We start from the raw sequence: 14,061 nt of genomic DNA, 5'->3' as shown, positions 1-14,061 counted from the left end.
GCAAGTCAAAAAAGGCGGGCTGCGGCCCGCCTTTTTTTGTCCGCTTCAGGCCTTGCCCTGCTGGCTCTGGCGCCAGCGCGCCAGCACCTCGTCGGCAGGTGCCGGGCGGCCGTGCAGATAACCCTGCTGGATGACCTGGCCGCGCGCATTGAGGAAGTCGGACTGCTCGACGGTTTCCACCCCTTCGGCCACCACCTTCAGGCGCATGTGGCGTGCCACCGAGAGGATGGCTTCCACCAGGGCGGCGTCGCTGGGGTCGGTGGGGGCGTCCTGCACGAAGCTGCGGTCGATCTTGAGTTCGTGGATGGGCAGGCGCTTGAGGTAGGCCAGCGACGAGTAGCCGGTGCCGAAATCATCCAGCGAGAACTTCACGCCCAGGCTGGTCAGGTGCGACATCTTCTGCACCACGACTTCCATCTGGTCCATCACGATGTTCTCGGTGATCTCGATCACCAGGTCGTCGGGGGAGGCGCCGCTGGCCTGCAGGATGTCCTGCACCACCTGCACGAAACCGGGCTGGTGGAACTGGCGCGGGCTGATGTTGACGGCGATGGGCAGGCGCAGGCCATCGCGGCGCAGTGCGCCCAGGTGGGCGCAGACGGTCTGCAGCACCCAGCGGCCCAGCTCGGTGATGAGTTCGCTTTCCTCGGCGATGGGGATGAAGTTGCCCGGCGCCATCAGGCCCTGCTCGGGGTGCAGCCAGCGCACCAGCGCCTCGGCCCCGATCACGCGGCCCTGGGCGTCGACCTGGGGCTGCAGGTACAGGCGCAGTTCGTTGGCCGCCAGTCCGCGGCGCAGGTCGCGCTCGATCAGGAAACGGCGGCTGATGAGCTGCTCCATGGACACGTCGAAGAAGGCGGTCTGGCCGGTGCCGCCGTCCTTGGCGCGGTGCAGGGCGGTGTCGGCGCGGCGCAGCGCGTCGCCCGGGCTGTCGCCCTCGCCCTGGGGCAGCAGGGTGATGCCCACGCAGCAGCTGATGTTGAGGGCTTCGCCCTGCTCCAGCTCGAAGGGCGCGTCCAGCCGCTCCTGCAGGGCCTGGGCCAGGCGCAGGGCCAGGGCGCTGGCGCCTTCGTTGTCGGCATCGCCGGCGTGCAGCAGGATGGCGAACTCGTCGGCGCTCAGGTGGGCCAGCCGGTCGTCGGCATGCAGCAGGCTGGCCAGGCGCTCGCCCACTTTTTTCAGCAGCTGGTCGCCGGCGGCATGGCCCAGTGCGTCGTTCACGGTCTGGAAGCGGTCCAGGTTGAGCAGCAGCAGGGCGCAGTGCTCGCCGGTGCGCACGTGGGCCTGCAGCACGTCCTGGATGTCCAGCAGCAGGCGGTGGCGGTTGGGCAGGCCGGTGAGGGGGTTGAACCAGGCCAGCTGGTGCGCCTTGTTCTCGGCGTCCTTCTGTGCCGTCACGTCCAGCTGCACGGCCAGGTAGTGGCTGACCTGGCCCTGTGCGTCGCGCACCGGCGCCACGTTCATGCTCTGCACGTAGTCGCGCCCGCTCTTGTGGCGGTTGATCATCTCGCCGTGCCAGGTCTGGCCGGCATTGAGCGTGAACCACATGGAGGCATAGACCTCGGGTGGCGTGTGCCCGGAACGCAGCAGGCGCGGGCTGTGGCCCATCACCTCGTGGCGCTGGTAGCCGCTGGTTGCCACGAAGGCCTGGTTGACGTATTCGATGTTGCCGTCCAGCCCGGTGATGATGACGCTGGCCGGGCTCTGCTCGATGGCCTGCGAGAGCTGCAGCAGCTGGGCCTGGTCTTTCTTGCGCTGCGTGATGTCGCGCGTGACACCCAGCATGCGCGTGGCCTGGCCGTGTTCGTCCGACAGCAGGGTGCTGACGGCCTCCACCTGCACGTGGCGGCCGTCCTTGTGCACGTTGATGTTCTCGCGGGTCACGGTGCGCTGGCTTTCGTCGCCGCCCTCGACGGCCAGGCGCCGCAGGCGCAGGCGCTCGCGGGCCGCCTCGTGCGCCTCGGGCGGGATCAGGTCGTTGAAGCCGAGCCCGATGACTTCGGCCGGGGTGTAGCCGAAGAGTCGTTCGACCGAGGGGCTGGCGTAGAGGAAGCGGTCCTCGTCCATGTCGTAGAGCCAGACCACGTCGCTGCTGTTCTCTGCCAGCAGGCGGTACTGGGCCTCGCTCTCGCTCAGGGTCTGCTCGATGCGCCGCAGCTCCTCCAGGTCGTGCTGGGAGCGCAGGCGGCGCTGGCGTTCGTTGTGCAGGTACAGCGCACCGCCCAGGGCCAGCAGGGCCAGGGCACCGGCCAGCATCATCCAGGCGCTGCGCACCAGGGCGTTTTGCAGCAGTTCGGCGCGGTCCTGCTTGGCCATGAGCCACCAGCCGGTGTCGCCGATGCGCTGCGTCACGGCATAGGCGTGGACGTTGCGGTAATCCACGCCTTCGATCAGCTCGCCCGGGGGCACCTCGCCGCGCAGCACGCGCGCGACCAGTTGCGGCGCGTCCATGGGCAGGGTCTTGCGCAGCGCGGCGTCGCGTTCGTGGCGCAGGTCGCTCAGGAACAGCACCTGGTCGTTGTCCTGGCGGAACAGGAAGGTCTCGGCGCTTTTCTGCGGCAGCGGCCAGTCGGTCAGCGCCGGGTGCAGGTAGTCCGGCGGGTCGATGTGCAGCACCAGCGCGGCTGGATACGGGCTGTCGCCGGCGAGGGGTCCGACGAAGGCCAGCCGCAGACGGCCCTGGGTGTCGCGCCAGGGCCCGGCGCGGCGCTGTTCGCCCACGGTGAGTGCGCGCAGGATCTCCAGGTGCAGGGTCGGATCGGCGAAGGGCGTGTTTTCGACCCGGTCGGGGGTGCGGTCCATGCGCTGGCTGTCGAAGACCCGGTGGCCCTGGGCGTCGACGATTTCCATGCGGGGGAACACCGAGTCGGAAACGAAGTTGTTCAGGAAGTTGAACAGCCGTTGGCCGGCGGCCGAATCACCCTCTCCGCGCCAGGCCAGCCATTGCTGTCGCAAGAAGATGGACTTGTGGGCCCAGGCCGCGTCGCTGAGGCGCTCCGTGTGCCAGGTGGAGATTTCGCGCGCCTTGGATTCCGAGATGGCCAGCAGCTGGGCATAGGCCCGCTCCTTTTCCTCGCGCAGGCTGTTCCATGCGGCCAGTACTACCAGCGCCGTCACGGCCGCGGCCAGCAGGGCGAAGACGGCATAAGGCAGGCGGCGGCGTTCCGGCGGGTTTTGCGGCAGGGCCGTCGTGTCGGGCTGATGACGGCGCAGCATGAGATAGAGCAGGGCCGAGGTCACCGCCACGAAGAACCAGCCTTTGAAGGTGCTGGCCAGCAGGATCAGGCGGGGATCCCTGAACAGCCAGTCTACCGCCTGGTCCGACAGCAGGATCCACAGCGCCGCGAAGCAGGCGTAGACCAGCACCACGGTGACCGCCCGGCGCGAGGAGGCGGGCAGCGGACGGGGTGCGGGGGCTTCGGGGGGGCTCATGCGGGCATGTCAGAGCGCGAAGATCTTGCCCGGGTTCATGATGTTCTTGGGGTCCAGCGCGCGCTTGATGGTGCGCATCATGTCCACCGCGCCGGCGCCGGTCTCGTCGACCAGGAAGCCCATCTTGTGCAGGCCCACGCCGTGCTCGCCGGTGCAGGTGCCGCCCAGGCGCAGGGCGCGCTGCACCAGCTGGTGGTTGAGCTGTTCGGCCGTGGCCCGTTCGCTGGCGCTGTCGGGGTCGATCAGGTAGCCCATGTGGAAGTTGCCGTCGCCCACGTGGCCGACCATGAAGTAGGGGATGCCACTGGCCTCGACCTCGGCCACGCTCTCGAGCACGGCCGTGGCCAGTTGCGAGATCGGCACGCAGGCGTCGGTGGTGATGGCGCGGCAGCCCGGACGCGACTGCAGGCCCGCGAAATAGGCCATGTGGCGTGCGCTCCACAGCCGGGTGCGCTCCTCGGGTGTGCTGGCCCACTCGAAGGCATTGCCGCCGAATTCCCCGGCGATCTCCTGCACGGTCTCGGCCTGCTCCTTGACGCCGGCGGGTGAGCCGTGGAACTCCATGAGCAGCATGGCTTCCTCGCGCAGGCTCAGCTTGGAATGGGCGTTGACGGCGCGCACGGTGTTGGCGTCGATCAGCTCCACACGCGCGATCGGGATGCCCATCTGGATGATCTGGATGGTGCAGCGCACCGCGGCCTCGATGCTGGGGAAGGAGCAGACGGCGGCCGAGATGGCCTCGGGCAGGGGGTAGAGCTTGAGCGTGATTTCGGTGATCACACCCAGCGTGCCTTCGCTGCCCACCATCAGGCGGGTGAGGTCGTAACCGGCGCTGCTTTTTTTGGCGCGGGTGCCGGTGCGGATCACGTCGCCGCTGGCGGTGACCACCTCCAGCGCCAGCACGTTCTCGCGCATGGTGCCGTAGCGCACGGCATTGGTGCCGGAGGCGCGGGTGGCCGACATGCCGCCGATGGTGGCGTCGGCACCCGGGTCGATGGGGAAAAACAGGCCGGTGCTCTTGATCTCGTCATTGAGCTGCTTGCGTGTCACGCCGGGCTGCACGGTGACGGTCAGGTCCTCGGCATTGACGGCCAGGATCCTGTTCATGCGGCCGAGGTCGATGCTGATGCCGCCCTGGATGGCCAGCAGGTGGCCTTCGAGCGAGGAGCCCACGCCAAAGGGGATGACGGGCACCTCGTACTGGCTGGCCAGCTGCACGGCGGCGGCCACATCGGCCGTGTTGTCGGCAAAGACCACGGCCGAGGGAGGGGGAACGCTGGTGTAGGCCGATTCGTCGCGGCCGTGCTGCTCGCGTACCACCAGGGCGGTGGAGCAGGACTCACCGAAGCGGGCCTTGAGGGCGTCGATCAGGGCGGGCGGGACGGCGCGCAGGTGGATGTCGGGCTGGAACTGCTGGGCGTGGGCGGGTGCGTTCATGAGGGTCTCCGCGCGGCGGGGCTGGGGAATAATGTGACGATTGTGATGCCGGGGCAAGCCCGGCCTTACCCTGACATTCTGATGCAAGGTTGCTGCCATGGGAAATCGCCTGACACAAATCGCCACCCGCACCGGCGACAACGGTACGACCGGCCTGGGGGACAACCAGCGCGTCTCCAAGAACAGCCTGCGTGTGCACGCCATGGGCGAGGTGGACGAGCTCAATTCCCACATCGGCGTGCTGCTGTGCGAGGAACTGCCCGCCGAGGTGCGTGCGCTGCTGGTGGAGATCCAGCACCAGCTCTTCAACCTGGGCGGCGAGCTGTCCATCCCCGGCTTCGAACTGCTCAAGGGCGAGGCCGTGCTGGCGTTGGACGAGGCCCTGGCGAAGCACAACGAACAGCTGCCGCGCCTGCAGGAGTTCATCCTGCCGGCCGGCTCGCGTGCCGCCGCGCTGGCGCACGTCTGCCGCACGGTGGCCCGGCGTGCCGAGCGCGCCGTGGTGGCGCTGGGCAACGAGGAAGCCATCAAGGAGGCGCCGCGCCAGTACCTCAACCGCCTGAGCGACCTGATGTTTGTGCTGGCCCGTGTGCTCAACCGCATGAACGGTGGTGACGATGTCTACTGGAAGAGCGAGCGGCTCAAGGACGCGGCCGCGGATTGAGCGGCTCGTCCTGCTGGCCTGCCTGCTGCTGGGGGCGGGCCCGTTGCCGGCTGCCAGCGTGCAATACCGTTGCGAGGCGGTTTACCTGCCGGCGCGCAGCACCTGGGTGCGCAGTGTGGAGATCGAGCATGACGATCGCCGGGTCCGTGGCTTGCGCATCGATGGGGTGGCGGTCTACAGCTTTGCCGTCGACGGCACCGTGATCCGCACTGCGCTGGACAACGAACGCATCACCCTGGACACCGCGAGCATGTCCTGGAACAGCGATTTCCGCGGACTGGCCCAGGGACGAGGCCGTTGCGAGCAGGAATAGAAAAAGCCCGCCGGGCGGCGGGCTTGTCGAGGGTGCGGGCGCTCAGCGCTTGCGATTCAGCAGCGCGTACAGCAGGATGGCGCCGAAGGTGGCGGTGCCGATGCCGCCCAGCGCGAACTGGCCGAACTTGAGCGTGAAGTCGCCCGTGCCCAGCACCAGGGTGACGGCGGCGACGATGAGGTTCTTGTTGTCGCTGAAGTCCACCTTGTTGTCGACCCAGATCTTGGCGCCGGCCACGGCGATCAGGCCGAAGACCACGATGGAGACGCCGCCCATGACCGGCAGCGGGATGGCCTGGATCACCGCGCCGAACTTCGGCGAGAAACCCAGCAGCACGGCGATCAGCGCGGCCACGAAGAAGATGGCGGTGGAGTAGATCTTGGTGGCGGCCATGACGCCGATGTTCTCGGCGTAGGTGGTGACACCGGTGCCGCCGGCACCGCCGCTGACCATGGTGGCCACGCCGTCGCCGATGAAGGCCCGGCCCATATATTGGTCCAGGTTGCGGCCGGTCATGGCGGTGACGGCCTTGATGTGGCCCAGGTTCTCGGCCACCAGGATGATGGCCACCGGGGCGATCAGCAGCATGGCATTGGCTTCGAACACCGGAGCGGCGAAGTTGGGCAGGCCGAACCAGTTGGCGTTCAGCACCCCCGACAGGTCCATGGGCTTGCCCATGCCGAGGCCATTGGTGAGCACCGCGTAGATGATGCTGGCCACGATCAGGCCGACCAGGATCAGCAGGCGCTGCACCATGCCCCGGGTCAGCACGGCCACCAGACCCACGCAAACGAAGGTGACCAGCTGCATCCAGGCGTCGAAGTTGCCGGCGGCCATGTTCTTGACCGGGATGCCGGCCAGGTTCAGGCCGATCACCGCGACCACCGCGCCGGTGACCACCGGCGGCATGAAGCGTTCGATCCAGCCGGTGCCGACAGCCTGCACGATGACACCGATGAGGGTGTAGAGCGCGCCGCAGGCGATGATGCCGCCCAGGGCCAGGCCGATGTTGGCGTTCGGCCCCTTGCCGGCGTAGGCCGTGGCCGCGATCACCACGCCGATGAAGGCGAAGCTGGAGCCCAGGTAGCTGGGCACCTTGCCGCCGGTGATGAAAAAGAAGATCAGCGTGCCGATGCCGCTCATCAGGATGGCGATGTTGGGATCGAAGCCCATGAGGATGGGGGCCAGCACGGTGGCGCCGAACATGGCGATCACGTGCTGCACACCCATCACGGCGGTCTGCGGCCAGGGCAGGCGTTCATCGGGGGCGATCACGCCGCCCTGCTGCAGCACGTCGGCGCTTTTCTCGGTCCATTGAAACAGACTCATCGTGGTGACTCCTGGGGTTGAGGTGCTGCGATGCTAGGCCATTTGCTCAAAAACGCCCAGTGCCCCGCGCCTTCGACGCAAAATGCGGCAATATCCGCGTTGTTTTTCAATCTCTTGCAGGAATGACAGGACCATGATTGCCATCGACCCGGCCGCGCGCGCCAACGTCCACCTCATCGACCACCCCCTGGTGCAGCACAAGCTGACCCTGATGCGCAAGAAGGAGGCCAGTACCAGCAGCTTCCGACGCCTGCTCAATGAGCTGGCCAGCCTGATGATCTACGAGGTCTGCCGCGACATGCCGCTGCAGGACGTGCAGATCGAGACGCCGCTGGAGACCATGACGGGCCGGGTCATCGATGGCAAGAAGCTGGTGTTTGCCAGCATCCTGCGCGCGGGCAACGGCATCCTGGACGGTGTGCTCTCGGTGGTGCCCGGCGCGCGCGTGGGCCATGTGGGTCTGTACCGCGACCCCAAGACCCTGCAGGCCGTGGAGTACTACTTCAAGATGCCCAAGCACATGGAGGAACGCGACGTGGTCGTGGTCGACCCCATGCTGGCCACCGGCAACTCGGCCGCTGCCGCGGTGGCACGCCTCAAGCAGTGCAAGCCGAAGTCCATCAAGTTCCTGTGCCTGCTGACCTGCCCCGAGGGCATCAACACCTTCTACAAGGAACACCCGGACGTGCCGGTCTATACCGCGGCCATCGACCGCGAGCTCAGCGACCACGGCTACATCCTGCCCGGCCTGGGTGACGCGGGCGACCGCATCTTCGGCACGCAGTAAGGGCGACTGGCCTTTTTCACGGAACCCCCGCATTTGCCCCGCCCATGCAGCGAGGCGGCCCGAATTCGGGTAATCTGGCCACAAGCCGAAGGGAGCGGGGTGAAAACGGCGCCACTCGTTGTTGCACCCCTCGCCCAGGCGGTCAGCCTGGGCATCGTCGTGCGCCTGGATTGGCGCTGTTTTCACCCCGTTCGCACTTGAGAAATTGGTGTGAACAGGCTCTAGCGAGGTGTAGTCATGGAAAAGCGCAGGCGATTTCTGGCCTCTGCCGGTTCGCTGGCCGTGACGGGAGGCCTGTTCGGACCGGTCGCCGCCGCGACGCCCAGCCGTGCCGTCGTTTCCGTGCCCGGCCCCGGCAACCTGCTCTACCTGCCGCTCCCGCTGGCCAGCCGGATAGGCGCCGATCTGGCCGAGGGCCTGGAGCTGGACATCCGTTTCACCGGCGGCGGCCCGCAGGCCATCCGCGCCATGCTGGAGCGCAACAGCGATTTTGCGGCAGCCGGCCTGTCGGCCCTGGCCCTGCAGAAGCTCAATGGCAAACCCGTGGTCTGCATCGCCCCCATGACGCGGGTGCCGGCCTACACCCTGCTGGTGCGTGCTGGCCTGCGCGGCAAGGTCCGGCAGATGGCCGACCTCCAGGGCCTGGTGGTGGGTGTGAAGGGCCATGTGCCGGGCGGGCGCTCCACCTCGCAGCTGTTCGCCGAGTACCTGCTGGCCCGGGCGGGGTTGCGGCCCGACCAGGTCAACTACGTATCGGCCGGTCAGTCCTATGACAGCCAGCATGCGGCCCTGGTGTCCGGCGCGGTGGATGCCCTCGTGGGTGACGAGCCCTTCGTCACGCGTCTGGTGCGCCAGAAGGTGGCCTTTGCGCTGGCCGACTTCCATGATCCGGAAACCACCCGCAAGCAGATGGGCGGCCTTTTTCTCAACGGCATGATCGGCACGCGCGAGGACATGGTCGCCGGCAAGCCTGCGCTGGTGGAGAAACTGGTGCGCACCATCAAGCGCACGCTGGTCTGGGTCGACACCCACAGCGCCGACGAGATGGTGGAGGCGCTGAACCCGGGCCAGCCCGAGGAACGCCGTGCCCTGCGTGACGTGCTGCGCCTGCGCAAGAACATCTATTCGCCCGACGGCCGCATCTCCGACGAGCAACTGCGCACGGTGGACCGCTTCCTGCGCGCCACCGAGCCGGCCATCGCGGCCCAGGGCCTGAGCGTGCGCAGCCTGGTGGACGCCCGCTGGGCCGGGAGCGCGCCTTGAGCGCATCGGCCCGTCGCGCTCTGCTGGCGCAGGCGGCCCGCCAGGCGCTGGCCTGGCCACTGCTGTTCCATGGCCTGGGTGCCCGGGCGCAGTCTGCCCGGCTCGAGACGGTCACGCTGTCGGCAGTCGGCCCCGGGCACCTGCTGTTGCTGCCCATCACGCTGGCGGTGAAGATAGGTGCGGACCAGGCCGAAGGCCTGAAGCTCCAGATCAACTATGTGGGCGGCGGCCCCATGGCCTACCGCGACATGCTGATCGGCAACGCCGACTTCGGTGCCGCCGGCATGCCGGCGCTGGCCGTGCAGCGGCTGGCGGGCAAGCCGGTGGTGGCGATCATGCCCATCACCCACGTGCCGGCCTACACCCTGGTGGTGAGCAGCCGGCTGCGCGGCCAGGTGAAAACCGTGGCCGATCTGGCGGGCAAGGTGATTGGCGTCAAGGGTTATGTACCGGGGGGGCGGGCCAGTTCGCAGCTGATGGCCGAATACATCCTGCGCCAGGCGGGCGTGGATCCGGCGCGCGCGAACTTCGTGGCCGTCAACCTGGCCTACGAGAACCAGCGTGCGGCGCTGGCCAGCGGCACCGTGGATGCGCTGATGAGCGACGAGCCCTTTGCCAGCCGCATGGTGCAGGCCCGCGTGGCCTACGTGCTGGAGGACTACCACGACCTGGCCGACACGCGCCGGCGCCTGGGCGGGCTGTTCCTCAACGGAGTGGTGGCTTGCAGCGAGGAACTGATCGCCCGCCGTCCGGATCTCGTGGAGAAGCTGGTGAAATCGCTGCGGCGCACGCTGCAGTGGATCGACACGCACCCGGCACATGACATCGTGGCGCAGATGGCACCGGCTTCGGAGATCGAGCGGGCCTCGCTGCTGCAGGTGCTCAGGATACGCAAGAACATCTACTCGCGCGAGGGCCGTTTTTCGGACGAGCAGCTCGATGCGGTGGACCGTTTCATGCGGGCCACCGAGGACACGCCGCAGGGCCGGGCCTTCCGCGTGCGCGACATGATCAACACCACCTGGGCCGGGCGCATGCCCTGAACCGCGAACCAAGCCACACGCAACCATGCGGTCCAACCCTTTCGAGTCGACCCTGAGCAGCCCATCGACCTGGCAGGAAGCGGCGCGGCACAGCCTGCGGCGCCAGCTGATCCTGCGTTTTGCCCTGGTCTTCCTGCTGGTGACCTTCAGCGGCAGCCTGCTGGCCCTGCTGGGTTACCAGATGCTGGTCCAGCAGAGCCAGCGCCGCAGCGCCGACGAGGCACTGCGGCATCTGGAACGCAGCTTCGAGACGCAGCAGGAAAACTGGCTGCGCAATGCCGACGAGGTGAAGTCGCAGATCGACTTCATGCGCCTGTTTGCGCAGGGTGACCCGGCGAGCGGCTGGCTGCGGCTGCGCGCCTATTTCGCTGCGCTGGAAGGCAAGCTCGACCGCTTTCCTTCGGGTGTGGTGCTGGACGGCAAGGGGCGCGCCGTATTCCAGTACGGCCCCGAGGGCGCGGTGCTGGGCCGGCACTTCTCGATCGGCCAGCTCCAGCCGCGCTGGTTCTACAGCGCGGAGCACCGCACCGCCTTCAAGGTCCTGAGCGTGCCCTTGTGGCTGGGCCAGCAGGGCACCGGGCGGCTGGTGCTGCTGCAGCCGCTGGACCATGGCGTGATGCGCCAGCTCAGCGCCGCCGGCATCAGCCTCTACCTGGTGCACGAGGGCCGGGTGCTGGCCAGCTCCGGTGGGTCGCAGGATTTTGGCCGCCAGCTCCCGGCCGACTACAGCGGCCCGATCGCTGACGGCACGCGCGAGCAGGAACAGCGTGTCCTGCCGATCCTGGCCGATGACGAGGGGGCGCCGCGCCTGGTGCTGCGGCAGGACGTGCAGCAGGTGCTGCCGCCGGCGCTGGTGCTGCTGGGCAGCTTCGTGCTCATGGCCCTGCTGGGGGCGGTGCTGTGGCTGGTGCTGGGCCGCTGGGCCAGTGCCGGGGCCCTGCGCATCGCCAGCCTGTCGCGCGCCACCACCCTGTTCGCCCGTGAGCATGCGCTGAGCGCGACCGTGGAGCAGGCGCTGGAGCAGGCGCGTGCCGAGCCCGACGAGATCGGCGAGATGGCCGAGGCCAGCCGCACGCTGATGCAAAGCGTGTTGCAGCATGACGAGGAGCACTTTGCCCACCTGCAGACGCTGGACATGCTGGAGGAGGGGGTGGTCGAGCTGGCCGCCGATGGCCGTTACCTGCGTGCCAGCCCGGGCTGGGTGCACCTGGCCGGCATCGAGATGCAGCCCGGCGCGCGCATCTTCGACCACATCCACCTGGAGGACGTGGAGAACCTGCAGCTGCAGTTCCAGCAGCTGGGCGAGGGCGAGAAGAGCAGCCTGAGCGGGCGCCTGCGCCTGCGCCGCCCCGACGCCAAGGAACTGTGGATCGAGTACCGCTTCATCAGCGGCACGCGCCGCGGCGGCAGCCTGCGCGGCGTGCTGCGTGACATCACGCAGAGTTACCAGCTGGAAAAGCATGTGACCCACATGGCCCTGCATGATGCGTTGACCGGCCTGCCCAACCGCGTGCTGCTGGAGGACCGCTGCAAGATGGCGCTGCGCAGTGCCGAGCGCAACGGCCTGATGGTGGCGCTGGGTTTCCTGGACCTGGACCATTTCAAGCACGTCAACGACCAGTTCGGCCACAAGACCGGCGACGAGCTGCTGGTGGCCCTGTCGACAGCCATGCGCAAGTGCCTGCGCGCCGGCGACACGCTGGCGCGCTGGGGTGGTGACGAGTTCGTGGTGCTGCTCACCGACCTGGGCAGCCAGCTCGATGCGCAGGAGGCCATCGCCAAGCTGGCCGGGGTCTGCCAGTCGCCGATCCAGCTGGGGGGAGGGGAGTTCAACGCCACTTTCAGCATGGGCGTGGCCCTCTACCCCGGGGATGCCAAGACGGTCGAGACCCTGCTCTCGCAGGGCGACCGGGCCATGTTCGCGGCCAAGCAGCAGGGCCGCAACGCGGTGCGTTTCTTCTCGGAGATCGCGCAGCGCGAGGAGGACCGCAAGGCGCTCTACATCCAGAACCGGCTGGCCACGGCGATCCGCGAAGGAAAGATCCGCACCTGGTTCCAGCCCATCGTGGACGCGCGCACCCGCCGTGTGGTGAGTTGCGAGGCGCTGGCGCGCTGGCAGGACGAAACCTACGGCTGGGTCTCGCCGGCCACCTTCGTGCCCATGGCCGAGAACCTGGGCCTGATCCGCGAGATGGGCCAGCAGGTCTGGAAGCAGGCCATCGACGACCTGCACCGCTGGCGCCAGCGCGGCCTGGACATGCGCATCTCGGTCAACGTCTCGCGCCGCCAGCTCTTCACACCCACCTTCACGGCCGACCTGCTGGAAGACCTGGACCGGCTGGCCATTCCCGTCTCGGTGGTGGATCTGGAGATCACCGAGAGCGTGGCCATGGAAGACGCCGAACACACCGAGCGGCGCCTGGCCGAACTGACCGAGGCGGGTTTCGGCATCGCCATCGACGATTTCGGCACCGGCTTTTCCTCGCTCTCGCAGCTGCACGACATGCCGGCCTCGAAGATCAAGATCGACATCTCCTTCGTGCGCCGCGCCAGGACCGAGCAGGGCAGCCAGCTGATCCAGGCCGTGGTGAAGATCGCCTCGGCCTTCGGCCTGCAGACCGTGGCCGAGGGCGTGGAGACCGAAGACATCGCGGGGGTGCTGACCCTGCAGGGCGTCAACCTGCTGCAGGGTTACCACTTCGGCAAGCCCATGAGCGCCGAGGACTTCGAGCGCTACCTGGCCGACAACTTCAGCGCAAGCTGAGCCCCGTGCCGGCAAAGTCGGCGACACGGGCGAGCACCGCCGGGTCCTTGAGGATCTTCATGTGGCCCAGCCCTTCGGTGGCGTGCAAGGTGGCGCCGCCGATGGCGCGGCCATAGGCCTCCCCGTCGGCAAAACGGTTGATGCGGTCGCCGCGGTCGTGCACCACCAGGGTGGGCACGCGGATGCGCGGGCCGACCGCCGCCGGTTCGAACTGCGGCATCAGGATGCCCTCGCGCGCCTCGATGCGCCGTTGCATGGCGCCGCGCGTGCGCTCGCTGAGCCCGAACATGCGGGCGAACAGCTGCGTGTAGGCGTGCGGCGAAGCCGGTGGCGCCAGCATCACCAGGCCCTGCACGGCCAGGCCGCGGCTGAGGGCGTGGGCCGCCGCGTTGGCGCCCAGGGAATGCGCCACCACCGCGTGCAGTACCAGGCCGCTGGCCTGCAGCCGCGCTGCTGCGTATTCCAGGGCGCGCGCGAACTGCGGCAGGTTGCTGGTGGCGCCGGCGCTGCGCCCGTGCGCCGGCATCTCCAGGATGACGGGCTGCAGGCCCCGCGCGGCCAGGGCCGCCGCCAGCGGCAGCATCTGGCCGGCGTGGCCGCCCCAGCCGTGCACCAGCAGTACGGCGGGCGCATCGCCGGCCACCGTGCTGTCCCGGTACAGCGTGAGGCCGGCACGTTCGAAGGGCCAGCGTTCGATCAGCCAGTGTGCCGGCCAGGCGCGGGACCGGCGCAGCCAGCGCGGCGGCAGCGGCGTGCCGAACAGGCGCTGGGCGGCGCGCACCGCCAGGCCGGGCCAGAGCTGCTGCGAGAGAGACAGGCCCAGGCGGGCCAGGCGGAGGAGGGCGCTGTTGCCGTAGTAGCTGGCGCCGGCGGTCTGGGGGCTGGTCGACATGGCGGGGGTCCTCAGAAAAAGATCCAGTCGCGATTGCTGCGCGGGATGCTGCGCAGCGACTGCAGGGCGGCGATGGTGCCGCGCAGCAGCAGGTACAGGCCCAGGCCGGAGAAGATGATCCACATGGTGATTTCCTT

The 14,061-nt window shown here is 68.4% G+C and carries 10 protein-coding genes; 6 read left to right on the top strand and 4 right to left on the bottom strand.

Translation table 11 applies throughout. From position 1 onward, the window contains the following. Nucleotides 1–45 precede the first annotated feature (45 nt). Entirely contained in the window at nucleotides 46–3,432 is a 3,387-nt protein-coding gene (locus HTY51_RS16195) for an EAL domain-containing protein (RefSeq protein WP_174253691.1), read from the bottom strand. 9 nt (nucleotides 3,433–3,441) lie between these two features. Then, nucleotides 3,442–4,869, bottom strand: coding sequence for an FAD-binding oxidoreductase (locus HTY51_RS16190; protein ID WP_174253690.1), 1,428 nt, complete (start codon nucleotides 4,867–4,869; stop codon nucleotides 3,442–3,444). A 97-nt stretch (nucleotides 4,870–4,966) separates the two neighbouring features. Between HTY51_RS16190 and HTY51_RS16185 the strand changes: the two genes are divergently transcribed. Together HTY51_RS16185 and HTY51_RS16180 are read left to right on the top strand one after the other, a co-directional pair. Further along, nucleotides 4,967–5,533, top strand: coding sequence for a cob(I)yrinic acid a,c-diamide adenosyltransferase (locus HTY51_RS16185; RefSeq protein WP_174253689.1), 567 nt, complete (start codon nucleotides 4,967–4,969; stop codon nucleotides 5,531–5,533). A 58-nt stretch (nucleotides 5,534–5,591) separates the two neighbouring features. Continuing rightward, nucleotides 5,592–5,846: a hypothetical protein gene (locus HTY51_RS16180; protein ID WP_174253688.1), complete on the top strand. Its 255-nt coding sequence runs from the start codon at nucleotides 5,592–5,594 to the stop codon at nucleotides 5,844–5,846. 42 nt (nucleotides 5,847–5,888) lie between these two features. Here HTY51_RS16180 and HTY51_RS16175 read toward each other — a convergent pair whose 3' ends face one another. Further along, entirely contained in the window at nucleotides 5,889–7,175 is a 1,287-nt protein-coding gene (locus HTY51_RS16175; RefSeq protein WP_174253687.1) for a solute carrier family 23 protein, read from the bottom strand. A gap of 133 nt (nucleotides 7,176–7,308) precedes the next feature. On the opposite strand from HTY51_RS16175, the gene upp reads away from it, so the two are divergent. The 4 genes from upp to HTY51_RS16155 all read left to right on the top strand — a co-directional run bounded on the left by upp (nucleotide 7,309) and on the right by HTY51_RS16155 (nucleotide 13,032). After that, nucleotides 7,309–7,962, top strand: coding sequence for a uracil phosphoribosyltransferase (gene upp / locus HTY51_RS16170; protein WP_174253686.1), 654 nt, complete (start codon nucleotides 7,309–7,311; stop codon nucleotides 7,960–7,962). A gap of 237 nt (nucleotides 7,963–8,199) precedes the next feature. Next, a complete protein-coding gene (locus tag HTY51_RS16165; RefSeq protein ID WP_174253685.1) occupies nucleotides 8,200–9,225 on the top strand; it encodes an ABC transporter substrate-binding protein in 1,026 nt (341 codons plus the stop codon). Beyond that, nucleotides 9,222–10,268, top strand: a complete 1,047-nt coding sequence (locus HTY51_RS16160) for an ABC transporter substrate-binding protein (RefSeq protein WP_174253684.1) — start codon at nucleotides 9,222–9,224, stop codon at nucleotides 10,266–10,268. The genes HTY51_RS16165 and HTY51_RS16160 overlap by 4 nt, the downstream gene beginning before the upstream one ends. Nucleotides 10,269–10,293: 25 nt before the next feature. Further along, nucleotides 10,294–13,032, top strand: coding sequence for a bifunctional diguanylate cyclase/phosphodiesterase (locus tag HTY51_RS16155; RefSeq protein WP_174253683.1), 2,739 nt, complete (start codon nucleotides 10,294–10,296; stop codon nucleotides 13,030–13,032). On the opposite strand, the gene HTY51_RS16150 is transcribed toward HTY51_RS16155, so the two are convergent. Further along, nucleotides 13,019–13,924, bottom strand: coding sequence for an alpha/beta fold hydrolase (locus tag HTY51_RS16150; RefSeq protein WP_174253682.1), 906 nt, complete (start codon nucleotides 13,922–13,924; stop codon nucleotides 13,019–13,021). The genes HTY51_RS16155 and HTY51_RS16150 overlap by 14 nt on opposite strands. Nucleotides 13,925–14,061: the final 137 nt, after the last annotated feature.

The organism is Rhodoferax sp. BAB1, from assembly GCF_013334205.1.
Lineage (GTDB): Bacteria > Pseudomonadota > Gammaproteobacteria > Burkholderiales > Burkholderiaceae_C > Hylemonella.
This window is presented reverse-complemented; position numbering and strand designations above follow the sequence as displayed.